The organism is Paraburkholderia sp. SG-MS1 (assembly GCF_012275575.1).
Taxonomy (GTDB): Bacteria; Pseudomonadota; Gammaproteobacteria; order Burkholderiales; family Burkholderiaceae; genus Paraburkholderia.
In genome coordinates, this window is record NZ_NPIH01000239.1 from 52,290 (window position 1) to 78,182 (window position 25,893).

Sequence of the window (25,893 nt, forward strand, 5' to 3'; positions counted from 1 at the left end):
GAGAGAACCGATGAAGCAGACCATGCGCCGCCGCATGCTGTTTGCCGGCGCGCTCGCAGCCGCCGGACTGAGCGGGGCGGCACGTGTCGACGCGCAAGGCGGCCAGGCGAAGATCGCGCTCGTGCTGAAGTCGCTCGCCGATCCGTTCACGGTGGCGATGGCCGACGCCGCGCGCAATCATCAGCAGCACTACGCAGCGCAATTCGAGCTGACGGTGCGGGGCACCGCGCGGGAGACCGACACGGCCGCGCAGATCCGGATGGTCGAGGAGATGATCAAGGCGAAGATGGACGCGATCGTGATTGCGCCCACTGATTCGAAGGCGCTCACGGCCGCGGTGGCGCGTGGCGTTCGCGCCGGCATCATCATGATCACGATCGACAATCCGCTCGACGACGCGTCGCAGGTGGCCGCCGGCATCTCGGTGCCGTTCGTTGGTCCGAACAATCGCAAAGGCGCGGCGCAGGTGGGGCACTATGTGGCCGGCCGGCTCAAGGCGGGCGATCAGGTGGGAATCATCGAAGGCATTACGGTGGATCGCAATGCGCAGCAACGCACGGCCGGCAGCAAGGACGCCATGGACGCCGCCGGTATCAAGGTCGTCGCGATTCAGGCCGGCAATTGGGACTACGGCAAGGGCCGCGACGTGGCCACGAGAATGCTCAACGAGCATCCGCAGATTCGTGCGCTACTGTGCGGCAACGACAACATGGCGATGGGCGCGGTCGATGCGATTCGCGACGCGGGCCGAAGCGGCGGCGTGTATGTCACCGGCTATAACGCTGTCGAAGCCATCAAGCCGCTCCTCGCCGACGGCCGCGTGCTCGCGACGATCAATCAGTTTGCCGACCGGCAAGCGATCTTCGGCATCGATGTGGCGTTAAAGGCGGGGACCGAACACAAGAAGCAGAAAGATCTGTCGAGACTGATTGAAACGCCATTGCAACTCGTCACCGCCGCGGGTCATTGAGCGCCGGCGCTCGCCGGCCCTTTGTCTATTCCGCCTTCATTTTGCGCGGTTTGGTCGCCTTTTCGAGCTTGTTGTACTCGAAGCTGGGCACCGACTTCAGCGCTTCCTTCGTGGCCCCCGCGAGGAACAGGTTGCCGTCGCGAATCTCGAAGTGATCGACCGGGATCGCTACATAATGCTTGCCCATCCCGAGAAAGCCGCCGACCGAGACAACTGCGAAAGTCGCCTTGCGGTCCGGCGAAATGATCACGTCGTAGATGCTGCCGATCTTGTCGTTGAGATCGTTGTAGACCGGCTCGTCGACGAGCGCGCGGCGCACGCTCCAGCCCTTGAGCAGCGCGTTGGTCTGCTCGACCGTGCCGCCGAGCGGCTGCAAGCCGGCGATCTGAGCGAACGCGCCCTGTGACGCGCAGATTGCGGCGAGAGCCGTTGTGCAAATCAGTGTTCTTGCTTTCATCGTTTGCCTCCCGTGGATTGTCGAATCGTTGTTCGCCATCGTTTTTGCCTGGGTTGCTTTGCGTGCAGATCCGGTAGCACGTCACATGCCGGGGTTGCTAACGGGTCTCTCGGATCGTGTGCCCCTGAAGCGTCCACACGCTTCTCACTTGATGCGCTTTCGGAATGACCTGTTGCCGAATTGTCAATGGCACGGCCTGGCCTCGTGACTTAATATCGCGCCAACGTGGACGGGCCGAAAGCGCGTTGCGCGACACGGTCCGCACGACAAAACAAACAACCGGAGACACGCAATATGGCTACGACCATTCTGAACCGCCTGCTCGGATTCACTATCGGCGCAAGCATCGCACTGAGTGCGTTCAGCGCTTACGCAGGCGCCACGCTCGACCGCGTCATGAAGAACGGCAACATGGTCGTCGCGACGAGCGGCAAGTGGCCTCCCCAAGCGTTCCTGAACGACAAGCATGAATTCGACGGTTTCGATATTGACGTCGCCAAAGAAATCGCTCGCCGGCTCGGTGTGAAGGTGTCGTTCGATACGCCGCAATTCAGTCTGATGACGGGCGGGCACTGGCACGGTCGCTGGGACCTGTCCGTGCTTTCCGTGACGCCGACCAAACCGCGCGCCGAATTGCTCGATTTTCCCGCGGTCTATTACTACAGCCCCTATGTGTTCGTGGTGAACAAGGACTCGAAGGCCACGACGCGTAACGATCTGAACGGCAAGGTGATCGGTGTCGAAGCAGGCACCACGTCGGAAGACTACGTGCGCAATCACCTCGACATCGCCGGCCCGGATGTGCCGGCATTCAAGTACATGTCGCAAAAGCCGAAGGAAATCAAAACCTATACGGACTCCATGCTGCCGTATGACGATCTGCGCATCGGCGACGGCAAGCGTCTGGACGGCATCGTTACGCCCGAGCAAACCGCGCTCGCCGCGATCAAGAGCGGCTATCCGGTGAAGATCATTCCCGCCGACTACGCCTATCGCGAGCCGCTCGCCATCGTGGCCGACAAGGGCGATGGGGAATGGAACCGGAAAGTCGGTGACGTCGTGCAGCAAATGAAGCAGGACGGCACGCTGTCGAAAATCAGCATGAAATGGTTCGGCAACGATTACACGAAGTAAATGATGCGAAGTAATCGCTGCGGCGACTTGCGCCGCCGCAGCGCCTGATCGACAAGAACAACAACCGGCGCGAATCAGAAGATGGCTTCTTACCTCGATACCTATTACACCCGGACACTACGAACGGTCGAGCCGAGAGCGGTGCTCAGCGGCGCGATGCAGGCCGATGTCTGCATCGTCGGCGCGGGGATGGCGGGAATCACCACGGCGCTGGAATTGCTGCGCCGTGGCCGTTCGGTGATTCTGCTCGAGGCGCAGCGCGTGTCGTGGGGCGCATCGGGACGCAACGGCGGTGTGGTCAGTCCCGGCTATTCGACCAGCTTCGGGCGGATCGTGCAGCGCGTGGGCGTCGACGACGCGAAGTCGATCTACCGGATGTCGATAGAAGGCGTCGACATCGTGGCGGACAATATCCAGCGGCTCGGGATTCAGGAAGCGCAGCCGGTTAGCGGCGTGTTACGCGTGTCCCGTCACGAGGACACCGCGGAAATGCGGGCGTACCAGGCATGGCTTGCTCGCGAGTTTCAATACGACGTCAGCTTCAAATCGCGCGAAGAAATTCGTGAGCTGCTCGTGTCGGACAAATATCGACACGCTATCTACAACGAGCGGGGCTTCCATTTTCACCCGCTGAACTACGCGCGGGCGCTGGTCGCGGAAATCGAGCATCTCGGCGGGCGGGTATTCGAAGATTCGGAAGTGCTGTCGATGGATGGCTCATCCGCCGTCAAGCGTCTCAAAACCGCTCATGGCAGCGTGTCCGCTCGCGACGTCGTGTTCACCTGTGGCGGCTACACCGGCACCGTGGTGCCACGGCTCGCGCGCAGCTATCTGCCGATTTCCACTTACATGCTCGTTACCGAACCGGCGCGCGACCTGATTGCGACGGCGATTCGCACGAGAGCCTCGGTGGGCGACAGCCGCCGCGCGAGCGACTATTACCGCCTCGTCGACGACGGCGAGCGCATTCTCTGGGGCGGCATGATCACGACGCGCCGCTCCGAGCCGGACCGCCTTGCCGAAGTACTGCGCCAGCGCATGGTCGATACCTACCCGCAACTGGCCCCGCTGAAAGTGGAGCTCGCGTGGTCTGGGCGCATGTCGTATGCACGGCATCTGATGCCGCTCATCGGCAGTCTGCAAACAGGCGTGTGGTACTGCATGGGATTCGGCGGTCACGGCATGAACACGACCGCTATCGGAGGCCGTCTGATCGCCCAGGGCATCACTGGCGAAACCGACCGCTACCGTCTGTTTGCGCCGTTCGGCCTCGAATGGAACGGCGGCCCTGCCGGCACCGCCGCCGTTCAGCTCACCTACTGGTACTACCAGCTGATGGATTTCATGCGCGAACGCGCTGCGTGACCGCGCGCGGCTCACAGGAGGAACACATGTTTGCAGAAGAGGCTACCGGCGTCGACAAGCGAAACCCCGGCCCTGTGCTCGTTTTGCTCGGCGCGTTGCTGCTCGGCGGATATTACGCGGTGCAACTTGCGCCCGAGTGGATTGCCGGCATGACGCACGGCTTGCCTGCACTCGGCATCGACGCGGCACTGCTCACCAAACTGCTGGGCGGCGCGGTGGTGCTTGCCGCGCTGGTCGCCAACTGCTATCTGCTGCTGCGTCTGTCGCTGCGGCTGCAGATAATCGTCGTGTGGTGCGAGCTGGCGTTGCTGGTCGTATTGTTCTTCTCTACATTTAATCTTTCGTTCGAATTCATCGAAAGGAAAATTGGTTATCTGATCCTGCAGGGCGCCACGACAACGCTGTATATCTCGGCGATTTCAATCGCCATTGCATTTGTGCTCGCATTGATCGGCGCGTTGGCGAAGTTGTCGTCGAGTGGCATTGCGATTGGCGTCGCGACGTTCTATACGTCGCTGTTTCGCGGCTTGCCGTTGCTGATGCAGATCTTCATTCTGTATCTCGGCCTGCCGCAACTGGGTTATATCGTGAACCCGATTCCTGCCGGTGTGGCGGCGCTGTCGCTTTGCTATGGCGCGTACATGACGGAGATCTTCCGCGCCGGTATTCAAAGCATTCCGAAGGGACAGTGGGACGCGGCGCGCGCACTGGGCCTCAGTCACAGCATGATGATGCGGCTCGTCATTCTGCCGCAGGCGCTGCGGGTCATCATTCCGCCGACGGGCAACCAGTTCATCGCGATGCTGAAAGACAGCTCGCTGGTGTCGGTGGTCGGCGTATGGGAGTTGACGTATGTCGCCACGACCGAAGGTCAGCGCGAATTCCGGCACATGGAAATGCTGATCTCGGCGGCGCTGATCTACTGGCTGTTGTCGATGGTGCTCGAAGTGATCCAGTCACGCATCGAGCGCAGGTTCAGGAAATCGGTGCGATGAACGGCTCGCTGACACTGACGAGGAAAGCGCAATGGAAGCCACGTTGAGCGTTGAAAAACAGCTGCGGCAAGCGAGTGTGCCAGCAGTGGAATTGAACCGCGTGAACAAATGGTACGGCGCGATTCATGTGCTGCGCGATGTCAGCATGAACGTTGCGCCGGGAGAACGGGTGGTGATTCTCGGCCCATCTGGATCGGGCAAATCCACGTTGATTCGATGTATCAACCGGCTCGAACGTCATCAGCAGGGACGAATACGCGTCGACGACGTCGAACTGACGGACGACGTGCGCACGCTTCATGCGATTCGCCGCAAGGTGGGGATGGTGTTCCAGTCGTTCAATCTGTTTGCGCACCTGACCGTGCTCGAAAACTGCATGCTCGCGTCGACCCATGTGCGGCGGATGTCGAAGGCCGATGCACAGGCGCTGGCGATGCACTATCTCGAACGGGTGCGCATTCCCGAGCAGGCCGGCAAGTATCCCGGACAACTGTCCGGCGGCCAGCAACAACGGGTGGCGATTGCACGCGCGCTGTGCATGCAGCCGCAGATCATGCTGTTCGACGAGCCGACGTCGGCGCTCGATCCCGAGATGATCAAGGAAGTGCTTGAAACCATGATCGGGCTGGCAGACTCCGGCATGACGATGATCTGCGTGACCCACGAGATGGGATTCGCGAGGCAGGTTGCGGATCGCGTGGTGTTTATGGATCAGGGCGACGTCATCGAAACCGGGACGCCGCGGGAGGTGTTCGATCATCCTCGTAGTGCGCGGCTCAAGCAATTTCTTTGTCAGGTCGTGAGGGCGGACTAGGTCGGGTTGCCGGTACGCCATTCACGCGATGTGGGGTGGCTTTCAACAACGGCGTTCGCCCATACCTCGCCGACCCTCTTCAGTCGTCCGTCAAGAAATTCGGATGGCTTGTGCGGATCTGATCCACCTGATTCAGCGTACCCGACAGATGTTTGCGCAGCGCCGCCTGCGCGGCCGTGACATCACCCTTCTCGATCGCATCGACGATCTCGGTGTGATCGCGCACCACCGCCATTGTCTTGCCTTCCACGGGCAAGTGAAGACGTCGCAGCCGGTCGATGTGGCCGCTCAGTCTGCGCACCAGGTCCCACAGTTGCGGCACGCCTGCCGCCTCGTACATCTGTCGATGAAAGCTCTGGTCGAGCAGTGAGAACTGCTCGTAATTCTTGAGATCCCGCAGCTCCATCTGCCCTGCAATCGTGGCGCGCAACTGCGCGATCAATGCGACATCGCGCTGCTCCGCGAGCGTGCGCACGACCTCCAGTTCGATCGAGCGGCGCAGGAAATGCGCCTGCAACGCCGACGTCACGTTGATCTGGCTCACGACGGTGGCGTGCTGCGGAAAAATGTCGACAAGGCCTTCCTCGCCGAGCTTCATCAGCGCATCGCGCACGGGTGTCTGGCTCAGACCGTACTGCGTCGCCAGATCGGCGCGCGAGAGCACCGTGCCGGGCGCCAGTTCGAGCGACAGGATCATTTCGCGCAGTCGTTCGAATACTTGCGGCGCGGCGTGGCGGGACCGGTCGAGCCGGCACGCCGTCGACAGGGAAGCGTTGGTTTTCATGGCAGAGCGGAAAAGCGTGGGCGCGGGCGAAACGGCTGATCCGACCCGCTGAAATATTAATACTATAGCCGACGCCCAGCCGCCTTCTACGAGCGTCCAAGCATTTTCCCGCCGCGCGGAGGGGAGTATTAACCCCAGTAACGCACTAATACATTAGTGCTTTACTATCCGTCCAACAACTTCCCCCCCTTATCTGCCGGATTGCCACCATGACTCGGGACATCACCGTCACCCAAGTGCGAATTACGCCGATCGCTTTTCGCGATGGCCCGCTCCTCAACGCAGCCGGCATCCACGAGCCGTGGGCCTTGCGCGCGATCGTGGAACTGGAGACGAGCGACGGCCGCGTCGGCATCTCCGAGACTTACGGCGACGAGCCGATGCTGCGTGTGCTCGAACAGGCCAAGGCGCTGGTGATCGGTCTGTCGCCGTTCGACCTGAACCGGATGGAAGAGCGCGTGCGCGCGTCGATCAAAGCGGCGCCCGGCGCGGTCGAATTCGAACTCGCGCCCGGCTCGCACGCGGCGAAAAACGCGCCGAAGGTCATCAGCACGCTCGAAGTCGCGATGCTCGATTTGCAGGGGCAAATCGTCGGCGCGCCGATCGTCGACCTGCTCGGCGGCAAGGTGCGAGACGCCGTGCCCTACAGCGCTTACCTCTTCTTCAAGTACGCGGAGCACGTCGAGAAACCGTATGCACCCGATGCCTGGGGCGAAGGCCTGAGCGCGGAGCAGATCGTCGCGCAGGCACGCCGCATGATCGAGCTGTACGGCTTTCAGAGCATCAAACTCAAGGGCGGCGTGTTCGAGCCGGCGCACGAAATCGCATGCATGCGCGCGCTGCATCAGGCTTTCCCCGGTGTGCCACTGCGCCTCGATCCGAACGCCAACTGGACGCTCGAAACGAGCATCAAGGCCGCGCCCGAACTCGACGAACTGCTCGAGTACTACGAAGACCCGTGTCCGGGGCTGGCCGGTATGGCCGAGCTGGCGAAGCACACCCGCCTGCCGCTCGCCACCAACATGGTGATCACGACCATGGACGACTTCCGCCGCGGCGCCGAGATGGGTTCGGTCAAGGTATTGCTCTCGGATCACCACTACTGGGGCGGCCTGCGCGCGACCCAGACCCTCGCGCGCATGTGCAAGCTGTGGGATCTCGGCATGTCGATGCACTCCAACTCGCACCTCGGCATCAGCCTGATGGCGATGACCCACGTCGCGGCGAGCATCCCCAACCTGACCTACGCCTGTGACACCCACTACCCGTGGCAGGAGGAAGAAGTCATCAAGGGCGGCCGCGTGAGCTTCGATAACGGCGCGGTGCGTGTGCCGAGCACGCCGGGCCTCGGCGTCGAACTCGACCGCGACAGGTTGGCCGAACTGCATGCGCAATATCTGTCGTGCGGCGTGCGCAATCGCGACGACCTGAAGCAGATGCAGAAGTACGACCCCAGCTTCACCGGCAAGAACCCGCGCTTCTGACCAGCGCGGACAGCCGTTCCGCGACGCGCATTGCCAACCAAGGAGACAACCCCATGAGCAGATCCAATCCGGCCCAGGCCGGCGTGGACCGAGTCGACGCGCTGGCAATTGCCGTCCGGAAGATCAAGTGGCATGTGCTGCCGCTCTTCGTCGTGATGTTCATCGTCAACTACATCGACCGCGTGAATATCGGCTTTGTCCGCCAGCACTTGAGCGCCGATCTCGGTATCGGCGCGGCCGCATACGGGCTCGGCGCAGGACTCTTCTTCGTCAGCTATGCGATCTTCGAAGTGCCGTCGAACATGCTGCTGCAACGCTACGGCGCGAAGGCGTGGCTCACGCGCATCATGTTCACGTGGGGGCTGGCCGCGGTCGGTATGGCCTTCGTGCGCGGTGAGATGTCGTTCTACGCGATGCGGCTCGTGCTCGGCGCGGCCGAGGCTGGCTTCTTTCCCGGCGTGGTGTTCTATTTCACCAAATGGCTGCCGCGCGACGAGCGCGGGAAAGCGATGGCGATCTTTCTCAGTGGCTCGGCGCTCGCCTCGGTGCTCTCCGGGCCGATCTCCGGCGCGCTGATGCTGATCAGCGGCGGCGGCCTGCACGGCTGGCAGTGGATGTTCGTGATCGAAGGCATGGCCTCGGTGGTGCTGGCCGGCTTCATCTGGTTCTGGCTCGACTCGAATCCGCGCGACGCCCGGTGGTTGAGCCGTGCCGAACAGGATGCGGTAGTCGCCGAGATCGAGGACGAGCAGCGCCAGCGCGATGCGGCGCACGCGGTCACGCCGTCGGCGTGGAGCCTGCTGCGCGACCCGCAGATCCTGATCTTCTGCGTGATCTATTTCTCCGTCTCGCTGACGATCTACGGTGCGACGTTCTGGCTGCCCAGCATCATTCGCAAGATGGGCCATTTCAACGACTTCGAGGTCGGGCTCTTCAATTCGATCCCGTGGCTGATCTCGATCGTGGCGATGTACTTCTTCGCCATGCTCGCGGCGCGCTTCAAATTCCAGCAGGCATGGGTTGCGTGCGTGCTGCTGATCGCCGCGCTCGGCATGTATGCGGCTGGCAAGGGCAGCCCGATGTTCTCGTTCGTCGCGATCTGCTTTGCGGCGATCGGTTTCAAGGCCGCGTCCGCCCTGTTCTGGCCAATTCCGCAGGGCTATCTGGACGCGCGGATTTCCGCAGCGGTGCTGGCGCTGATCAATTCGATCGGCAACCTGGGCGGCTTCGTCGCGCCGGCGACCTTCGGCTTGCTTGAGCAGAAGACCGGCTCGATCGAAGGCGGACTCACCGGGCTGGCTGTGATGTCGGTGGTGGCCGCCGGGGTCGTTTTCTTTGCCCGCATGACGCCTCGCGAGGGGCGGCGCGCCCTCGCGCTATAGGCGGCATGCGGAGCGCTTTGCCAAGCATTTCATATTGACATTCAGGTCCCGGTATCCGCCGTCTTCACGAGGATACCGCGGCCCTTCATACCAACGTTGGGGACACACGATGAAAATGATAGGAACCCAATCCGTCGCCGATCAAACGGCAGTCGGACGATACCGATGGACGATCTGCGCGCTCATCTTCTTTGCGACGACGATCAACTACATGGATCGTCAGATGCTCGGGTTGCTCGCGCCGCTGCTGCAAAAAGACATTGGCTGGACGCAGGTCCAGTACGCGCAAACCGTGATGGTGTTCACGGTCGCCTATGCCGTGGGTCTCGCGACGTTCGGCCGGATTGCGGACAAGATCAGCACCAAGGTGGTCTACGGCAGTGCGATGGCGATGTGGAGCCTCGCCGCGATGCTCCATGCGGTGGCGGCGAGCGTCCCCGGTTTCGCGGCCGTGCGCGGTTTGCTCGGGTTCGGCGAGGCGGCCAATTTCCCGGTCGCCATCCGCACCACGGCCACCTGGTTCCCGAAGAAGGAGCGCGCGTTGGCCACGGGCTTCTGGAACATGGGCGCCACCATCGGTGGAATCGTGGCACCTGCCTTCGTACCGATCGCTGCCGTCACGTGGGGTTGGCGCGCGACGTTTATTGCCGGTGGAGCGGCAGGATTCGTGTGGCTGGCGGTGTGGATGCTGGTGTACCGTCCTCCGGCGGAGCATGCGTCGGTATCGAAGGCCGAGCTGGATTACATCAATTCGGACCGCGACGAAAGCGTCGAGCAACCCGTGAGCTGGCTTTCGGTGCTGAAGTACCGCGAAACGTGGGCGTTCGTCTTTGGCAAGCTGCTGACCGATCCGGTGTGGTGGTTCTATCTGTTCTGGCTGCCCAAATGGCTCAATGAATCGCGGCATATCGACATCAGCAATATGGGCCTGCCCTTGATCGCCATTTACACGATGGCATCGGTCGGCAGCGTGGCGGGCGGATGGCTGTCGTCGCGGCTGATGCAGCGTGCCCACAAACCCAATATTGCACGCAAGGTTGCAATGGGTATCTGCGCGCTGTGCGTGCTGCCGATTGCCACGCTGTCGCATTTTCAGAGTCTCTGGTACGCCGTTTTCGCCGTGGGTTTGGCGGCGGCGGCTCACCAGGGGTGGTCGGCGAATCTCGTCACGACCGTTGGCGACGTGTTTCCGCGCCGGATGGTGGGCACGGTGGTGGGTATCGGCGGCGTGGCGGGGATGGTCGGTTCGTTCTTCTTCTCGGGCGTCATCGGTGAGACGTTGCAGCGCACCGGTCAGTATTGGGCCCTCTTCGCTGTTGGGGCGTCGGCTTATCTGGTGGCGCTTGGCATCATTCATGTGTTGATGCCGCGTATGACGCCTGTGAAGTTGCGCGATTGACGGTTGAGGCGCGTTGAAGTCCTGATGACAGAGCAGGCGCGATACTGGACCGGTATCGCGCCGCAGAACGTGGTTGCCTGTCAATTGATGAGGTTGCGCCAATGCACTGGCGGGCATCGGTGCATTTATTAGAAGCCGGAGCCACCCCGACACGACATACCGCATCAGGCTACACTCGCCATTCATACCTGGTGCCTGACAAATGACCCGAATGCAAAGTGTCGTCGATGTGCATGTTCTGTTTCTGAACGACAACGACGAATGCCTCTTCATCCAGAGAGCCAATACCGGACATCGGGACGGGCAGTATTCGCTGGTGGCCGGCCATCTGGAACCGGGCGAATCCATCGAGGCGTGTGCAATCCGCGAATCGAAGGAAGAAGCGGGCGTCACGATTGCACCAGGAACGCTCGACTTCTCGCTGGTGATGAGGCGCGATTCGGAACAGAACCGCATCAGTTTTTTTCTATCATGCCGGGCATGGCAAGGCGTCCTGACCAACATGGAGCCGCACAAATGCTCCGGCTTCGTATGGGCGAAACTGGACAACCCGCCTGCGCCCACCGTCGACTACGTGGCCAATGCTCTCGAACGCATTCGTGAAGGCGTCCAACTGGCCGATTTCAGACGGTAGGCGCAGGCTCGCGCATCTTTTGCCGATGCGACGGTTGAGCCGATGTGCGCCATTGACCTCATTCTCATCGAAGCCATGCGTTTGCCGGCAACTGCGCATGCGCACCGACCGGGCACGGACAACCAGTCAGAACCCGAAAGGCCGATGTCCCGAGTGCCCATGCTCGTCCCGCTCATCTTCCACGAAGCTGCATTCCCCGGCATGGCCAGAAAGCCGGTGAACGTCGGCGAACTGCTGAGGCACATAATCCGGCAGATCGTCCTTGTCCATTGCGAAGACAAAGAACTGGTTTGGATTCGCGATGCCGGCCGGATGGTTCGAATCGGTGACATTGCCGAGAAAGTCATTGTCGTTCGCGATGAGGAAGGTGTGCTTGCGCACGCCGTTCATCACAATGTCAGGGCCGAACGTCAGACTTTCGAGCTTCGCTGGAATGTCTTGCGCGCTGAAGCCGTGAGCGTTCAGCGTGGCAACCACATCGAGAAAGAGCGACTTCGGCAGAGCATAAGGCGCGAGGCCCGCTTCGCCGCTTGCCTGGCTGATATCCTGCGCGCCATCCAGGTCGATGCGAAACACTTTCTTGAACGCCGCGGTCGAATCATCGCCAAGGCCTTTGCCATCGCGCTCATCCATCAGAAGCACATGGTCGTTGACTGCCACGACGTCGCTGATGGTCGGATAGTTCGGCTTCGATGCAGTCCCGATGTTGGTCAGTGGATACGCAAACTGCTGGGTCTTGCCGGTACGCAGGTCGATACGGATGATGCGGCTGAAGCCACCGTTGGTGCCGCCGTCCTGCAGCAACGGACTTTGCATCGCGCCGAACAGTGTTTTGCCATCGGGCGAAATCGCCAGCCCTTCCATTCCCTTGTTGGCCACGCGACCGGATGTGTTCGCACTGATTTCGGTGTTGCCCACGGAACTGAGCGTCGACACGGCGAACGAGTCAGGCAGCTTGATGACATCGATCCGACGCCCCGTGCGGCGATCGAAACGGTAGATGTACGGACCGTATTCATCGGAAATGAACACGCTCTGTCCATCGCTGGTTACCCGGATGCTTTCCGGATCGAGGCGCGCATCGAGCGGATTCGTCGACAGGTGCGTCGGGTCGAAATTGTCCGAGCGCCCCGTGAAGTAGTGCGTGTGGTTCTGGCGGTTCAAGTCGGGTGCACCGTCCGGCACGCCGGCCGCGGCGCCGTTGCCGTACACGAGCCGGTCGGCCGTGTGCAGGAGCGTCGTGTCGACCAGCTTCGGCGTGAGCGCGTAAGGCAGATCCGAACCTGACGGCGCAGCGACGAGCGACAGTCGCAACGTCTGGAAGCGGTTGATGTACGACACCGTATCGTCGATCGCCGCGTTGTACGAAATTGCGTTGGGGCCGCGATCAGGCAAAGCGACGAACGTATTGCAGCCCGCGAAGCTCATGCCCGAGCCGATACCGCCGAGCAGATTACCCGGCGCACCGTTTTCGAGCGGCGCCGCCGTCTCGCGCGACAGGTCGGAGATCGTGCCGCTAATCTGACCTTTCGCGATTAGATTGACGGTGGCATGAGCGTTCGACATCGCGAAGAGCGAGGCGATTACGGTGAGCACGAGCGGTCTGAATTTCAGCACGGATATCTCCTTCAGTTGTTTCGAGAGAACATCGTCAGGTAGCCGCAAAAGCCGGCCTTCATGGGCTCACGCAGAGCCATCGAAAGTTTGGGTAACTTTCGTGTCATGAGGGTGAAACGGAATCGGGCTGCGTGATGTGGGGCTTGTTTCAGAAACGTGCCGCCCAACGATCTTCCTTTTTCTCGGTGCGGGATATTGCATTGCAGCAATATGCGTATAGACTAGGTCATGAACGTCTACAGCCGTAAGCTTTGTTTTGATATGACGGAGAGCGACATGCCGACTTTCCTGGCTTCGAACCGCCCAGCCGTCCCTGAATTGCACGTTTTCGAGCAGGAGGGAGGCTGGCATTGGGGTATCACCGTCCCGCGAGTCGCGGGAAGCGGATTCAAACTGGTTGCCTTCAGCAAAAGCTCCTTTTCGCTTGAGGCGGCCGCGCGCGCCGATGGGAGCCATGCGCTAGCGCATCTCGCAGATAAGGCACACACGATGGACTTGCCGTTGACGCCGCTCGTGACGGATTTTCAGCAGGAATAAGCAGGCCTTGCCTGCCGTTGATGGCGCTCCGTTCGGTGCAAGAACACCGAGATGCGGCTGCCGTTGTCTTCCCCCTTCATCCGCTATCACTGATCCGCGCATGCGATCTGCACTCAATCGGCGCGCGTGCCTCAAGCCAAACACCTTCGCGCGAACAGGATAGTCGATATAGCAGCCATCCGAACCTCCGTCCGGCGGCGCTCGACGAACCGTTTTCTGCCGCCCAGGAACGTGCGAGCGATAGCGGCTGCGACTTCACGACGTCTGCTTCCAGCGTGCGCGAATCTCACCGCGCCGCCCCAACCCGGTTCATTACACCGATGTAACCGAACTTTCACATAACTATCTTAAGCTCCTGCGCCGATGTAATAAATCCAACAATCGGGCGAGCCAGCGTGAAGACGCTGCCTGCCCGGCGTGCGACGGGAGCCCCCACGTGATTTTTTCGAAGAACAAGAACCTGATAGGGCGCAAGGGTGCCTTGGCCCTACTGGCCGGTATCGGCCTGGCGGTCGGTTTGAGCGCCTGTGGCGGGAACGATGACATGACCTCCCCGGACACGACGCCTCAGGTTTCCGGCCAGGTGCTCGGCAGCTACATCCAGAACGCAAAGCTCTGTCTCGACCTCAATGACAACGGCAAGTGCGACAGCGACGAACCGTACACGGTGAGCGACGCCAAGGGCAAATTCTCCATCGGCGACAAGAACAACGGCAACTGGAAGAATGTGGTCGCCGATTTGACCAACGCCCGGGAAAACGATGTCAATGGCAAAGACATGGGCACCACGTTCGGTTCCGGCGCGTTTTTCCTGGCGCCCAAGGGCGCGACCGGCACGGTGAGCGCCATTACCACGCAATTGGCTCAACTGGTGACGGGCGGCGCGGCGCTGAGCGACGCGAAGAACACACTGGCAGCCAAATACGGCGGTGTGTCCGCCGACAAGCTGCTGGGCGACTTCAACAGCGACAGCAGCCTTGCCAGCGTGAAGGCGGCCAGCGACGACTACATCAAGACGGTCGTCGGTTCGAAGGCTGTGCGTCACGTCTTCGTGATCACGCTAGAGAATAAGAACTACGACGAATCCTTTGGTACGGGTTCGGCTACTAGCGGCCAGGACCCGTATCTCAAGTCGCTCGCTCCGCAAGGCGCGCTGCTGACCAACTACTACGGCACCGGCCACGTCAGTCTGGACAACTACATCTCGATGATGAGCGGTCAGCCTTCGACGGTCGATACCGAGACCGACTGCTTCAGTGTATGGTCCGACATCGTCGATGCAGGCAACGATAGCAGCAATCCGAAGGTCCTGAAGGCCGGCACGGATGCGAACGGTCACGCCGGCGGCGGATGCGTGTATCCGGCCCGCGTCAAGACGCTCGCCAACCAGCTCGATAACGCCAAGTTCAGCTGGAAGGGTTACATGGGCGATATGGGCAATGACCTGAACCGCGACGGCACGAAGTCGTGCAGCTTCCCGACCCGTACCGCGAAGCTGGCAGGCTCGGATCCGGCGAAGGCGGTCGACGGTACGCAATCGGCCCAAGCGGGTTCCGCGTCCGGCGACGTCAAGGGCGATGCCTACGCGACTCGCCACAATCCGTTCGTGTACTTCCACTCGATCATCGACGACATCAACTATTGCGACCAGCACGTCGTGAATCTCGACGACAATCTGGAAAACGATCTGAAGTCGATCGACACCACGCCGAACTTCGTGTTCATCACGCCGAACCTGTGCGATGACGGCCACGACGGCGACGGCACGGGTGCGGCAGGCAAGGGTTGCAAGAGCGGTGCGCCCGGCGGCCTGACGTCGATCGACGCGTTCCTGAAGAAGTGGGTTCCGATTATCCAGGCTTCGGCGGCTTACAAGCAGGACGGTCTGATCATCATCAACTTCGACGAATCGAATGCGGCCAGCTCGCCCATGACCACGTCGTTCAACGCCAGCTACTCGCAGATGAATCTCACGATCAATCTGCCGGGCGCTTCGTGCTGCACGCAGCAGACTGGTCCGAACGTCAAGCGTCCTGAAGATCAGGTCATGTCCACGCTGCCGATTGCCTATGCATCGACGCTGGGTATCAACACCGCGTTGCTTCCGTCGACCGTTCAGCTGATCCAGATCGGCATGCACTACGACGGTGTTGGCGGTGACCGCACGGGCGCAGTGCTGCTGTCGCCGTTCATCAAGGCAGGCACCACTTCCGATACGGGCTACAACCACTATTCGCTGCTCAAGAGCCTGGAAAACCGTTTCGGTATTCCTGAGTATCTCGGTTATGCGGACGATTCGAACCTCGCGACTTTCGGTTCCGACATCTTCAACCAATAAAGATAAATGCTTTTTCTCTTTACTAAAGGGACCGCCCGGGGGGCGGCCCTTTTTTTCATTTCAAGTCTCTTCCTGACGGCATGCGGCCGCCAGGAAGAAGCCATCGGCGCCCCCGCCGTTACTACGGTTTCCGCGGCGCCGTCCAGCAAGGATATGGCCGAGATCGGCAAGCTGGCCTTTTTCGATCCGTCGCTGTCGGCTTCCGGCAAACAGTCGTGCGCGAGCTGTCACAGCCCTTCGAATGCCTACGGTCCGCCCAACGGCCTCGCTGTGCAACTGGGCGGCATCGATATGAAGCATGCCGGCACACGCGCGACGCCTTCGTTGCGCTATCTGCGCCGGGTGCCGATCTGGACGCATACGTACGCGAGCAGCTTCAAGGAACGCCTCGAAGACGGCGACAACATGCCGTCTGGCGGCTACACCTGGGACGGGCGCTTCGACAGCCCTGCCGCCCAGGCCGCCTTCCCTCTGTTGAACCCCGACGAGATGGGCAATACGGATGCCGCCGACGTCACGGCTAAATTGAGCAGGAGTGCGTATGCCGCGCGTTTTAGCGCAGTGTTCGGCCGGGATATCTTTTCGCGTCCTTCCGATGCGCTCGCCGCACTGGGCAAGGCGCTCGAGCGCTTCCAGTTCGACGATCCCAGCTTCCAGCCGTTCGACAGCAAGTTCGACAAGGTACTGGACGGAAAAGCGCAGTTCAGCACCCAGGAAGCGCGTGGCTTTGCGCTTTTCAACGACCCTGAGCGCGGTAACTGCGCATCCTGCCACCTGGTCGAAAAGGGCGCTGCCGGTGCGCACCCGACGTTCACCGACTACAACTTTCAGACGCTAGGCGTGCCGCGCAATCCGGAGATCCCGGCGAACGCGGATCCGAAGTACTACGACATGGGACTGTGCGGCCCGATCCGGACCGACAAGACCGATACCGACTGGTATTGCGGTATGTTCAGGACCCCTACGCTGCGCAACGTCGCGACGCGCCGGGCGTTCTTTCACAACGGCCGCTTCCATACGCTGGAAGACTCCTTGCGCTTCTATGTGCAACGCGACACCAACCCGCAAAAGTGGTATCCGCATCCGGGTGGCAAGCAGCAGTTTGACGACCTGCCAGTGAAGTACCAGAGGAACGTCGACCATCTCAATGCGCCGATGACGAATCACAAGGGCGGCAAGCCGGTTTGGTCGGAAGGTGACATTCGCGACGTGATAGCGTTTCTCAAGACCTTGAACGATAGCGATGCGCAGATGGCGGGAAATACCGCGGTGCATTGACGGCTGAAGCTTGATGCCCCGAGAGGCAGGCCGGACGCCGTGGGATCGTGGTGGTGCCGGCGGTCCGTGCCCGCCGTGTTTCCTGATGATCCACCCGGAGAATCAGGCGGTTGCATGTACGCGCAGAGCACGCCGCGTCTGGCCGTCGCTGATGGTCAAACCGGCATTCTCGTGCAGCTCGGTTTCCGCTACGACCTGCGTTTGCCGGCGATCACGGACAAGACGCAGCGCGAGTGTTTCGTCTCAATAGGTCTAGGTTTAGACGCATCTCGACATCGCCGCGTGTTACTTTCCATACACGGGCGCACGCGGTCGGTCCCGATCGCCTCGCATAGGTTGGCCCATCATTTTGCACTCACGCAGAAAGGTGATTTATGAGCCATGCTGTCAGATCGGCGCGCGTGAAGCGCGCACGCCGCCGCCGCCGCCCCATCCAGGATACGTGGCTCGTTATCGGCCTCTCGCTGACAGGGCTGTTCGCGGGCCAGTTGAGTTTTGCCGCGGGCATCCTGCCACAAGGCGGCCATTTTGTCGCTGGCTCGGGAAGCATCGCTCAGCACGGTGCGAACCTGGGCATCACGCAATCTGACTCGCGGGGCATCATCGAGTGGAACAGCTTTTCGATCGGAGCGGGCCAGAAGGTGTCGATCGACAACGGCACGGGCGCCACACTCAATCGCGTGACCGGTAAAGATCTTTCGGCAATCTATGGCTCCCTGACGGGCACCGGCAGCATCTATCTTGTCAATCCGAATGGCGTGCTTATCGGACCACGCGGCACGGTATCGACGGGCACGCGCTTCGTCGCTTCGACACTGGATGTCTCCAACAGCGATTTTCTCAATCCACCTAGGTACCGGGGAGCGTTGTACACAGGCAACTCCACAGCGAATGTGGTCAATCTCGGCAAGATCAGTTCGTCGGGCGGGGACGTGTTTCTCATATCAGCCAACCAGGTCACGAACGGCGGAAAAATCGATGCGCCGAACGGCAATGCCGAACTTGCCGTGGGCAGTAACGTGTCGTTACTGGATGGCAAGTATCAGCAAGTCTTCGTGAGGATAGGAAGCGGCGGCACGGTGACGAACACAGGCACCGTGCAGGCGGCGCTGATCAACCTGCAGGCGGCCGACGGCAATATCTTCGCGCTCGCGGGCCGTTCGGCCGCGCTGCGGGCCACCGGCACTGCAACGCGCGACGGCCATGTGTGGCTCGTCGCCAGCACGTTCGATCAGGCCGGCAACCGCGTCACCGGCAATGTCGATGCGAGCGGGGCGCAGATCAGTGCGCGCAATGCGGACGGTAGCGGCGGCACCGTTGATATGTCCGCCGGGAGCGTCAAGGTCGGCGGCGCAGACGTTCGGGCGAAAGTGTGGAATATCACCAGCGGCGATTTCACCGCCGATGCCAGCACGAGCAGCACCTTCGCCGCGAGTCTGAGCCGTGGCGCATTCGTCACCGTGGAAGCGATCGGCGCCGACGGCGAATATGGTGCGAGCGGCGAGGGCGACATCGTGGTCGAGTCGAGCGTGCGCTGGCAAGGGGCCGCGTCACTGACGCTCAATGCCGCGCACTCGCTGACTGTCGCACCGCATGCGGACATCGCCAATACGGGCACCGGCTCTCTCAAGCTGTCCGCCGATACTCACGGATTTGACAACGGCGGCAGCGTAGTCAATCTCGGTACGATCGACTGGTCACGTAGTACGGGTATCGTCGCGGCGCTTTACGACAGGAACGGCAGCTTCACGCGTGGCGATGTCCGCACCGACACCGCCTGGAGCCCTGCGCCGTTCAGCGGGCTTGTCACGCAATTCACGGCTTATCAGCTTGTCAACACCATGGCAGACCTGGTCGCGGTGAATAACAACCTCGCTGGCACCTACGCATTGGGGGCCGGGGGGCTGGAATTCGCGGCTGCGCCGCCTTTCAGCGGCATCGGCACCGCAGCGAATCCGTTTACCGGTCAGTTCGACGGCATGGGGCATCTCCCTGCGGATTTGACTTTTGCGGCCGATACGGGACTCTTTGGCGCAATCGGCGAAACCGGCGTCGTGCGAAATTTCACGCTCGGGGGTGGCACGGCGACCTCCTCGGGAGCACCGGTCGGACTGCTAGCCGGGATCAACTCGGGGTACATGGTCAATGACGGCGCAACAGGCACCATCAATTCCGTCGGCAATACGGGCACGGCGGTCGGCGGGCTGGTCGGCGAGAACCTTGGACGCATCGAGCAGTCGTGGGCTGGCGTGACGATCCACGGCGCGGGCCAGGTCGGCGGGCTCGTCGGCGTCAACGGTGGTTCCATCGACAAGTCTTACACCCTCGGCTCGGTGACCGCCGGTGCGCAAAGCACAGTCGGCGGCCTCGTCGGTACGAACAACGGCGCGATCTCCCGATCGTATGCGCAGGAACCGTTAGGCGGCGGCGCGATGACCGTAGGAGGACTGGTTGGCAGCAATGCGGGCTCCATCGGCGAGTCGTATGCCTGGTCGCATCTCCCGTTGGGCGCGAACTCGACGACGGGCGGCATCGCTGGTACGAACAGCGGCTCGATTGCCGCGAACGTGTTCTGGAACAGCGAGACGTCAGGAGCGTCGGCGGGCATCGGCGCGGGCACGTCGGTGGCGGCCTCGAGCGGACTCACGGAAGCACAGTTCAGAGACCCGGCGAGCTTCGGCCCGACGTGGGATTTCAGCGCGAACGGCACGTGGCTGGCCGGTTCGCTACCTACGCTGCGCCGGTAGGCCTGGCGGCGCGAAATGGGCGGAATCGACGGCTGCTTTTCAACGCAGCCTGGATGATCGATTGCTGGTCGGCGAAGCGTACTCACGGCCTTCGACGCCTGGCGTCAGATCACTGGCCGAATCGTATTGGAAATCGAAAAAACGTTCTCGCCGGCGTAGACGAAATCACGCTGCATTTCGACATGCCACTTCAAGAAGTTCCGACTGTTTGATTTCCGTGGAAGCATCCAGTCATGCAGTTCAATGATCACCAGCGGAAATCTGTTTAATTCCTCGGAGTGACGGGAAAAGAGGTCCGACTCTGCGCCCTCGATGTCAATCTTCAGGATGAATGGCGTTCCGCTCGATTTCGCTATCACCTGTTCCAGCGTCATCGCTTCAACGGCGTACGAATGATCGGTGGGCTGCTCGGCCGTACGATATCCGCAAGCGCCTCGTCCCGGATCGTCCAGATAAAGCGTACCGCTGGTCGCTGCGATGGCGGCGTTCAGCGGCACGATAGATGGGAAGGCACTCGAGTTACTCTTGAGGAGTTCGTAGTTCGATACGTCCGGCTCGATTGCCAGAACCTTCGCTTTCGGATACGTGAGCGCAAACCAAACCGCGCTGGCCCCAATGTTGGCCCCGGCATCGACGATGAGCGGATCCGGACAGGCCCGGTAAAAGTCGGCTATCTCTTGCGCCCGGCTAAGTTGATCCGTTGCATAGACTCGTCGAAAAAAAATCTGCTTGCACACCGTTCGGTCCGGTATTGAGGGCCGGAAATTGAAGCGCCTTCCGCCGGGAAGCCGCAACCCGTGCAAACCGTATCGAACGGCTCCCCAAGCATCGGGAGACCGATTTTTGGGTCGCAGCAATCGCACGAGCCCTGGGGGCAACATGTCCTTCAGGGTGGACCTGACGAGGTCGTGCATCTTGGTTCTCCGCGTGATCGTATCGCTGGTTGGGACCGCAGCTGCATTGACGGAAATCCGCCGATACTCAAAAGGCGCGCACCATTGCTAAGGGTAGTCTATGAATTTGAGCAACTCACCTCGGGCCTCTCCCTATTTCCGGCATATGCGCCAAACTTGGCCGGTTCAAAGGCAATTTACGTCGCGCTCGAATCTTTCGACGGTACGCTGGACGGTAAAGCTGGCGGATTGACGCTAGCCCTACGCGTCGAGCTACTGGACAGCCTGGGGAAGCCCCGGCGGAGATACGGGCCGTCGACGAGGGCGCAGCAGTCGCAAGAAGCCCCGTTATGGCCTGACGAATGATGCCTTCTAGCCCGACCTCTATCTGAAGCGGCAGACTCCGTCCGCCTGGATGTGCCAGTTGCGACCGCTCTGAAGCGGCCATTTAACGGCGCGGTCTCGGCCGGTCGCTTTTGGGGTGAGAGATAAGCGCCGCACGCCGTCTGCGGCGGCTTTCAACCCACCTGCGCAGTTTGTGCGATCATTGCGCGCAAAGTCGAACGCATCCTGGCCGACTCCGACGCTGATCGCGCGCACGCGCCCGGCACGGGTTGGCAGATGATCGCTCTAGTATCAAACATTTAGCTTTTACTGGACACAGTGCGGGTCGTCCGCCGAGTAACCGGTTATCGAGGAGTATTTGCAGCATGGGAGTGCCAATTTCGCAGGCGTGGACGGTCGCCACCTACGTTCTGAAACAGAAGCTGATGCGGCGAAGCCGTTATCCGCTCGTCCTCATGCTTGAGCCGCTCATGCGCTGCAATCTGGCATGTGCGGGGTGCGGCAAAATTCAGTATCCGGCGCACGTGCTGAAGTCGGAACTCACGCCTGAGCAATGCTTCCAGGCGGTAGAGGAGTGCGGCACGCCGATGGTCGCGATTCCGGGCGGTGAGCCGCTTCTGCATCCGCAGATGCCGGAGATCGTCGCCGGTCTCGTCGCGCGCAAGAAGTACGTATATATGTGCACGAACGCCTTGCTGCTTGCCAAGAACCTGCACCTCTTCAAGCCCAGCAAGTATCTGTCCTTCTCCGTTCACGTGGACGGCCAGCGCGAGCATCACGATTTTGCGGTGTGCCGTGAAGGCGGCTACGACATCGCGATGGAAGGCGTGCGGGCCGCGGTAGCGGCGGGTTTCCGCGTTACCACCAACACGACGCTGTTCGACGGCGCGGACCCGAACAGCGTTCGTCTGCATTTCGACGAAATGATGGAAGCGGGCGTCGAAAGCATGATGGTGTCGCCTGGCTATACGTACGACAAGGCGCCCGACCAGAAGCACTTTCTTGGTCGCGCGCGTTCGAAGAAACTGTTCCGCTCGATCCTGTCGAATCGGAAGAAGAGCTGGCGCTTCAACGCGTCGCCGATCTTCATGGAATTCCTGATGGGCAAGAAGGACCTCACCTGCACGCCGTGGGGCATGCCCACGTACAGCATCTTCGGCTGGCAAAAGCCGTGCTATCTGCTCCAGGACGGCTACGCTGACAGCTTCGACGAACTGATGGAAAGCGTGAAGTGGTCCGAGTACGGCACCGAAAGCGGCAATCCGAAGTGCGCGAACTGCATGGTGCACTCCGGTTACGAGGCGAGCGGCGTGAATTACACCTTTGGCTCGTTCAAGGGCCTGTTCCAGACGGTCAAAGCGATGCTGTTCGATCGCTATGAAGATCGCGAGGCCACCGACATGCTCGCGGGTTGGAAGAAGACGTCGCACGAAGTGCCGATGGTATTCGTCCCCCCGGCACAGCGCGCAGAGGCCACGAAGGGCGAAGCGGTTCACGCAGCCGCGCCGGCCGCCGACGCCGTCGCTCCGGATCAGATGGAGACGGCCGCTGGTACGGTGCACGAGCATCTCGAGGGCTGGACGCCGGAACTGACGACTGAAGCGGCGGTGCGCGAGGCGATGGAAAAGGCCTTCGATTATCGTGGCGACGTCACGATCACCCGCAAGGATGGCTCGACTGTCGCGGGCTATCTGTACGACCGCCAATACGGCGCTGCCTTCAAGGATTGCTTCGTCCGCATCATCCCGACCGGCAAACAGACCAAGGACGTGATCCCGTACGCGGAGATCGGCGCCATCGCCTTCACCGGCAAGGATACGGCGGCCGGCAAGACCTTCGAAAACTGGGTCAAACGCTACTGGGAAAAGAAAGCCGCGGGCGAAAAGAACATCCAGATCGAGCCTGAATGTCTGGATGAGTGACAGCTGAGGGCGCCAGCCGGGACGCCCCGGCTGGCGCCCTTGCGGACCAATATCCAATTGGAAGCCGGAGGCGGTTGGCCGAGTGCAGCTGTGGAATGACGGTTAATCGGCCAGCGAACACAAGCGACAGCAACCGCGACACGCTACCGCCGCGAGCTATAGTCAACCTTATTTGAAGGCGTCGCGGTTCCTCTCGACGAATTCCGCAACGGAAACGACGATCTCGATACCCGGCGCCTTCAGTTTCTCCGGGCGCTCGTCCCGTTCGTGAACCAGCGCTCGAACGCGGAGGCCCTTCACCGGAAGGCTTTTCGCCGCGACGCTGCCGGTCGATCCGGCAGCGCCCGAGTCGAGGATGGTGGGTTTCACGGTCATTCCTTCGGTATGCTTATCTTTGAGTCAGGCCACTAGCGGCGCCAGAAGCATGAGGGTGCGCACGACGCGGATGGCCTGTCCAATAGTCGGTCAAAGATGGCCGAGCACAGCGCCGGCAATCATCAGGGTCGAGCCGATGCCGACCACGAACGCGAGCGTGCGGACGACAGGGATACCGGCGGTGTAGACGACGTAGTGGACGAGTCGCGCGATCAGATAGGTCTTGGCTGCGAGGATCGTTGCCGGCGTGCTCGCGCCGATCAGGGCCAGAATAATCGCGAGCGGTGCAAACACGGCCAGATTCTCGACCGCATTGGCGTGCGCGCGCCGTGCTCTCTGAGCCCAGGCCGGGTCGGGTGGGGCGGTCGGATCCGCTGGATCGGCGAGTGTCCGGACCGGTCCGCGCGTCAGGATTCTCGATGCCATGTAGGGGACCCACATCAGCACCGTCGCTGTGGCAACAAGCGTCAGGACATAGAGTTCCGGGGTGAGTTTCATGATCGACTACCTCCTATTGTTGCGAGAGTTCTTGTAGGGGCCCAGAGTCGATGCCCTCGATCATTGTTCTGGTGAGCTAACGACTGGATGGAATAGGCCTTCCGCAGCAGGACTCTGGTTGTGACGCCCTCAGGGAGCGCCGCCGATGACCGGGGCACCGGCAGCGCTTGCGGCCCTTACTTGCCCTGAATCAGCAGGCCCAACGGAGCGAGCGGACCGACGTGCATCAACTCATATTTTGCATACCCGCCGGCCGTGAGCGGCAGCGCCTCGACAGCCTTGCGTGCCTCGTCGATCGACTCGGTGTTCATGAGGAAGATGACGCCCGGCGCATCCTGGCGAAACCAGAACTGCTCGATCTTGCCGTCAAGATAAAGCTTAAGCGTTGCTGGTACTTCGCTCGGCATGATCTGCATTTTCTGTTCGTCCAGGATCGGCTTGACGATCGTTGCAACAGCTAGAACCTTCATGGGAATCTCCTGAGTGGGTTGATTGCGACATGCAACGGGAGTAAGTCTAGTCAGCCGTGTTGACGGCTGATACAGTCACAAACGCCAACTTTGTGGACATTTACGCCATGCGAATTTCTGTGCTCGCTCTTGATGGAGTGTTCGACACGGGCCTGTCCGTCACACTCGACGCGTTCCGGGTCGCCAACGCGCTTTCGACGCGGGCAATGGGCGGGATGCTGCGGTTCGATGTATCTCTCGTCGGCGTGCGAAAGAGGGTGAAGTCCGCGCACGGACTCGGGGTGCCGGTGCAACCGATCACAGCGGAGCAGCAACCCGACTGGGTGATTGTTCCCGCGCTGGCCACGACGATGCAGGACGAACTGGTCGCTTCGCTGGAGCGGCCGGACGTGGTTCGGGCAAGGGCGCAACTGTTGGCATGGCATGCAGATGGCGTCCGGTTGGCGGCTTCCTGTATCGGGACATTTCAGCTTGCGGAAGCCGGACTTCTGGATGGCCGGGAGGCCACGACCAACTGGGCCCTTGCGCCGTTTTTCCGGCAACGTTACCCCCATGTCCGGCTCGATGAATCTCGCATGCTGGTGCCGACGGACATCGGCGTGACGGCCGGCGCGGCAATGGGCCACCTCGATCTCGCCCTTTGGCTGATACGTACGGCCAGCCCGGAGCTGGCATCGATGGTTTCGCGTTATTTGCTCGCCGATATCCGTTCGTCGCAGGCCGCCTACATCATTCCCAATCACCTCGCCCAAGCCGATCCGCTGATTCAGCGCTTTGAACGATGGGCTCGCGAGAATCTGGCATCCGGATTCTCGCTGCAGAACGCGTCCAGTGCGTTGGCCACGAGTACACGCTCGTTGCAACGCCGCTGCCAGGAAGTACTCGGCAAATCTCCGCTCGCTTATTTCCAGGATCTGCGCGTGGAACATGCGCAGTCTTTGCTCCGCAGTGGGGGGCTTGACGTTGAAAGTATTGCTGCCCAGGTCGGGTATGACGATGGTGCGACGCTGCGCGCACTGCTGCGTCAACGGCTGGGCCGAGGCGTTCGCGAGATTCGTGCTGACCTGCTCTGACGCATGAGGAGCATTGCCGAGTTTCGTTCAATAAGGCAATTTGCGTAAATGACGACGAAAGGATGGTGCGATCAGACCGTTTGAGTTGACGCTTGACGCGCATCATGAATTCGGGGCGACGGAATTCAGGTTTGGCCTCATTCACGTTGCGTCATATCCGTTCAGCTGGAACAAGGCACAAATCGTTTTCGACAAGGCGATCGTGTCAATGTCATCCAAGGTCCAGCAGCCAATGCACGAATAAGGTGCCGGTTCAGCACGCGAACGTGCACGCCATCACCCGGGCGGGGCAGCCTCCCACTACGCCGCGCAGAAATTGCACCGAACCCGTTTGGCACACTTCTCGCTTAACAGGAAGGGCAAGGAGCCGGCGCGTCATCCG

23 protein-coding genes are annotated in these 25,893 nt (G+C 61.1%); 16 read left to right on the forward strand and 7 right to left on the reverse strand.

What is annotated here, in order from left to right; genetic code table 11:
* Window positions 1–10 precede the first annotated feature (10 nt).
* Window positions 11–970: a substrate-binding domain-containing protein gene (locus CIC12_RS23295; protein WP_168667377.1), complete on the forward strand. Its 960-nt coding sequence runs from the start codon at window positions 11–13 to the stop codon at window positions 968–970.
* 25 nt (window positions 971–995) lie between these two features.
* Here the strand turns inward: CIC12_RS23295 and CIC12_RS23300 are convergent, their stop codons facing one another.
* Entirely contained in the window at window positions 996–1,427 is a 432-nt protein-coding gene (locus CIC12_RS23300; RefSeq protein ID WP_168667379.1) for a PRC-barrel domain-containing protein, read from the reverse strand.
* A gap of 294 nt (window positions 1,428–1,721) precedes the next feature.
* Between CIC12_RS23300 and CIC12_RS23305 the strand changes: the two genes are divergently transcribed.
* From CIC12_RS23305 to CIC12_RS23320, 4 genes are all read left to right on the forward strand, one after another.
* Window positions 1,722–2,561, forward strand: a complete 840-nt coding sequence (locus CIC12_RS23305; RefSeq protein WP_168667381.1) for a transporter substrate-binding domain-containing protein — start codon at window positions 1,722–1,724, stop codon at window positions 2,559–2,561.
* A gap of 81 nt (window positions 2,562–2,642) precedes the next feature.
* Complete coding sequence (locus CIC12_RS23310) at window positions 2,643–3,926, forward strand: NAD(P)/FAD-dependent oxidoreductase (protein ID WP_168667383.1); 1,284 nt, start codon at window positions 2,643–2,645, stop codon at window positions 3,924–3,926.
* A gap of 26 nt (window positions 3,927–3,952) precedes the next feature.
* Window positions 3,953–4,921: an amino acid ABC transporter permease gene (locus CIC12_RS23315; RefSeq protein WP_168667385.1), complete on the forward strand. Its 969-nt coding sequence runs from the start codon at window positions 3,953–3,955 to the stop codon at window positions 4,919–4,921.
* Between the two features lie 31 nt (window positions 4,922–4,952).
* A complete protein-coding gene (locus CIC12_RS23320) occupies window positions 4,953–5,735 on the forward strand; it encodes an amino acid ABC transporter ATP-binding protein (RefSeq protein ID WP_168667387.1) in 783 nt (260 codons plus the stop codon).
* Between the two features lie 79 nt (window positions 5,736–5,814).
* Here the strand turns inward: CIC12_RS23320 and CIC12_RS23325 are convergent, their stop codons facing one another.
* Window positions 5,815–6,519, reverse strand: coding sequence for a GntR family transcriptional regulator (locus tag CIC12_RS23325; protein WP_168667389.1), 705 nt, complete (start codon window positions 6,517–6,519; stop codon window positions 5,815–5,817).
* Window positions 6,520–6,728: 209 nt separating this feature from the next.
* Between CIC12_RS23325 and CIC12_RS23330 the strand changes: the two genes are divergently transcribed.
* The 4 genes from CIC12_RS23330 (at window position 6,729) to CIC12_RS23345 (ending at window position 11,418) form a co-directional block, all read left to right on the forward strand.
* Window positions 6,729–8,003: a glucarate dehydratase family protein gene (locus CIC12_RS23330; RefSeq protein WP_168667391.1), complete on the forward strand. Its 1,275-nt coding sequence runs from the start codon at window positions 6,729–6,731 to the stop codon at window positions 8,001–8,003.
* A 53-nt stretch (window positions 8,004–8,056) separates the two neighbouring features.
* On the forward strand, window positions 8,057–9,385 hold the full coding sequence (locus CIC12_RS23335; protein WP_168667393.1) for an MFS transporter: 1,329 nt from the start codon (window positions 8,057–8,059) through the stop codon (window positions 9,383–9,385).
* 109 nt (window positions 9,386–9,494) lie between these two features.
* The gene (locus tag CIC12_RS23340; protein WP_168667395.1) at window positions 9,495–10,784 is read left to right on the forward strand and encodes an MFS transporter; all 1,290 of its coding nucleotides are present in this window, start codon (window positions 9,495–9,497) and stop codon (window positions 10,782–10,784) included.
* A gap of 202 nt (window positions 10,785–10,986) precedes the next feature.
* A complete protein-coding gene (locus CIC12_RS23345) occupies window positions 10,987–11,418 on the forward strand; it encodes an NUDIX hydrolase (protein ID WP_168667397.1) in 432 nt (143 codons plus the stop codon).
* Between the two features lie 126 nt (window positions 11,419–11,544).
* On the opposite strand, the gene CIC12_RS23350 is transcribed toward CIC12_RS23345, so the two are convergent.
* Window positions 11,545–12,984 carry an esterase-like activity of phytase family protein gene (locus tag CIC12_RS23350; RefSeq protein WP_168667440.1) on the reverse strand — a complete coding sequence of 480 codons (1,440 nt, stop codon included), beginning with the start codon at window positions 12,982–12,984 and terminating at the stop codon, window positions 11,545–11,547.
* Between the two features lie 327 nt (window positions 12,985–13,311).
* On the opposite strand from CIC12_RS23350, the gene CIC12_RS23355 reads away from it, so the two are divergent.
* The 5 genes from CIC12_RS23355 (at window position 13,312) to CIC12_RS23370 (ending at window position 19,935) form a co-directional block, all read left to right on the forward strand.
* On the forward strand, window positions 13,312–13,572 hold the full coding sequence (locus CIC12_RS23355; RefSeq protein WP_168667442.1) for a hypothetical protein: 261 nt from the start codon (window positions 13,312–13,314) through the stop codon (window positions 13,570–13,572).
* A 544-nt stretch (window positions 13,573–14,116) separates the two neighbouring features.
* The gene (locus CIC12_RS23360) at window positions 14,117–15,910 is read left to right on the forward strand and encodes an alkaline phosphatase family protein (protein WP_238812835.1); all 1,794 of its coding nucleotides are present in this window, start codon (window positions 14,117–14,119) and stop codon (window positions 15,908–15,910) included.
* A 153-nt stretch (window positions 15,911–16,063) separates the two neighbouring features.
* Window positions 16,064–17,188, forward strand: a complete 1,125-nt coding sequence (locus tag CIC12_RS23365; protein ID WP_168667399.1) for a cytochrome c peroxidase — start codon at window positions 16,064–16,066, stop codon at window positions 17,186–17,188.
* 114 nt (window positions 17,189–17,302) lie between these two features.
* Window positions 17,303–17,566: a hypothetical protein gene (locus CIC12_RS33315; protein WP_238812843.1), complete on the forward strand. Its 264-nt coding sequence runs from the start codon at window positions 17,303–17,305 to the stop codon at window positions 17,564–17,566.
* Window positions 17,563–19,935, forward strand: coding sequence for a filamentous hemagglutinin N-terminal domain-containing protein (locus tag CIC12_RS23370; protein WP_168667401.1), 2,373 nt, complete (start codon window positions 17,563–17,565; stop codon window positions 19,933–19,935). Before CIC12_RS33315 ends, CIC12_RS23370 begins: the two co-directional genes overlap by 4 nt.
* Before the next feature lie 104 nt (window positions 19,936–20,039).
* Here the strand turns inward: CIC12_RS23370 and CIC12_RS23375 are convergent, their stop codons facing one another.
* Window positions 20,040–20,672: an FkbM family methyltransferase gene (locus tag CIC12_RS23375; protein WP_342030563.1), complete on the reverse strand. Its 633-nt coding sequence runs from the start codon at window positions 20,670–20,672 to the stop codon at window positions 20,040–20,042.
* Window positions 20,673–21,538: 866 nt separating this feature from the next.
* Here CIC12_RS23375 and hpnH point away from each other — a divergent pair.
* Window positions 21,539–23,095, forward strand: a complete 1,557-nt coding sequence (hpnH, locus tag CIC12_RS23380) for an adenosyl-hopene transferase HpnH (RefSeq protein ID WP_202984883.1) — start codon at window positions 21,539–21,541, stop codon at window positions 23,093–23,095.
* 168 nt (window positions 23,096–23,263) lie between these two features.
* Here the strand turns inward: hpnH and CIC12_RS23390 are convergent, their stop codons facing one another.
* From CIC12_RS23390 to CIC12_RS23400, 3 genes are all read right to left on the reverse strand, one after another.
* On the reverse strand, window positions 23,264–23,464 hold the full coding sequence (locus CIC12_RS23390) for a hypothetical protein (protein ID WP_168667405.1): 201 nt from the start codon (window positions 23,462–23,464) through the stop codon (window positions 23,264–23,266).
* A 96-nt stretch (window positions 23,465–23,560) separates the two neighbouring features.
* Window positions 23,561–23,968 (reverse strand): MAPEG family protein, encoded by a 408-nt coding sequence (locus tag CIC12_RS23395; RefSeq protein WP_168667407.1) that lies wholly within the window; start codon window positions 23,966–23,968, stop codon window positions 23,561–23,563.
* A gap of 176 nt (window positions 23,969–24,144) precedes the next feature.
* Window positions 24,145–24,438: a hypothetical protein gene (locus tag CIC12_RS23400; protein WP_168667409.1), complete on the reverse strand. Its 294-nt coding sequence runs from the start codon at window positions 24,436–24,438 to the stop codon at window positions 24,145–24,147.
* 107 nt (window positions 24,439–24,545) lie between these two features.
* Here CIC12_RS23400 and CIC12_RS23405 point away from each other — a divergent pair, with 107 nt between their 5' ends.
* Window positions 24,546–25,511, forward strand: a complete 966-nt coding sequence (locus CIC12_RS23405) for a GlxA family transcriptional regulator (RefSeq protein ID WP_168667411.1) — start codon at window positions 24,546–24,548, stop codon at window positions 25,509–25,511.
* The last annotated feature ends 382 nt before the right edge of the window (window positions 25,512–25,893 follow it).

Coding starts and splice junctions, on each gene's coding strand:
- CIC12_RS23295 (WP_168667377.1), top strand. CDS start 11: ATGAAGCAGACCATGCGCCGCCGCATGCTGTTTGCCGGCGCGCTCGCA.
- CIC12_RS23300 (WP_168667379.1), bottom strand. CDS start 1,427: ATGAAAGCAAGAACACTGATTTGCACAACGGCTCTCGCCGCAATCTGC.
- CIC12_RS23305 (WP_168667381.1), top strand. CDS start 1,722: ATGGCTACGACCATTCTGAACCGCCTGCTCGGATTCACTATCGGCGCA.
- CIC12_RS23310 (WP_168667383.1), top strand. CDS start 2,643: ATGGCTTCTTACCTCGATACCTATTACACCCGGACACTACGAACGGTC.
- CIC12_RS23315 (WP_168667385.1), top strand. CDS start 3,953: ATGTTTGCAGAAGAGGCTACCGGCGTCGACAAGCGAAACCCCGGCCCT.
- CIC12_RS23320 (WP_168667387.1), top strand. CDS start 4,953: ATGGAAGCCACGTTGAGCGTTGAAAAACAGCTGCGGCAAGCGAGTGTG.
- CIC12_RS23325 (WP_168667389.1), bottom strand. CDS start 6,519: ATGAAAACCAACGCTTCCCTGTCGACGGCGTGCCGGCTCGACCGGTCC.
- CIC12_RS23330 (WP_168667391.1), top strand. CDS start 6,729: ATGACTCGGGACATCACCGTCACCCAAGTGCGAATTACGCCGATCGCT.
- CIC12_RS23335 (WP_168667393.1), top strand. CDS start 8,057: ATGAGCAGATCCAATCCGGCCCAGGCCGGCGTGGACCGAGTCGACGCG.
- CIC12_RS23340 (WP_168667395.1), top strand. CDS start 9,495: ATGAAAATGATAGGAACCCAATCCGTCGCCGATCAAACGGCAGTCGGA.
- CIC12_RS23345 (WP_168667397.1), top strand. CDS start 10,987: ATGACCCGAATGCAAAGTGTCGTCGATGTGCATGTTCTGTTTCTGAAC.
- CIC12_RS23350 (WP_168667440.1), bottom strand. CDS start 12,984: ATGTCGAACGCTCATGCCACCGTCAATCTAATCGCGAAAGGTCAGATT.
- CIC12_RS23355 (WP_168667442.1), top strand. CDS start 13,312: ATGCCGACTTTCCTGGCTTCGAACCGCCCAGCCGTCCCTGAATTGCAC.
- CIC12_RS23360 (WP_238812835.1), top strand. CDS start 14,117: ATGACCTCCCCGGACACGACGCCTCAGGTTTCCGGCCAGGTGCTCGGC.
- CIC12_RS23365 (WP_168667399.1), top strand. CDS start 16,064: ATGGCCGAGATCGGCAAGCTGGCCTTTTTCGATCCGTCGCTGTCGGCT.
- CIC12_RS33315 (WP_238812843.1), top strand. CDS start 17,303: ATGTACGCGCAGAGCACGCCGCGTCTGGCCGTCGCTGATGGTCAAACC.
- CIC12_RS23370 (WP_168667401.1), top strand. CDS start 17,563: ATGAGCCATGCTGTCAGATCGGCGCGCGTGAAGCGCGCACGCCGCCGC.
- hpnH (WP_202984883.1), top strand. CDS start 21,539: ATGGGAGTGCCAATTTCGCAGGCGTGGACGGTCGCCACCTACGTTCTG.
- CIC12_RS23395 (WP_168667407.1), bottom strand. CDS start 23,968: ATGAAACTCACCCCGGAACTCTATGTCCTGACGCTTGTTGCCACAGCG.
- CIC12_RS23400 (WP_168667409.1), bottom strand. CDS start 24,438: ATGAAGGTTCTAGCTGTTGCAACGATCGTCAAGCCGATCCTGGACGAA.
- CIC12_RS23405 (WP_168667411.1), top strand. CDS start 24,546: ATGCGAATTTCTGTGCTCGCTCTTGATGGAGTGTTCGACACGGGCCTG.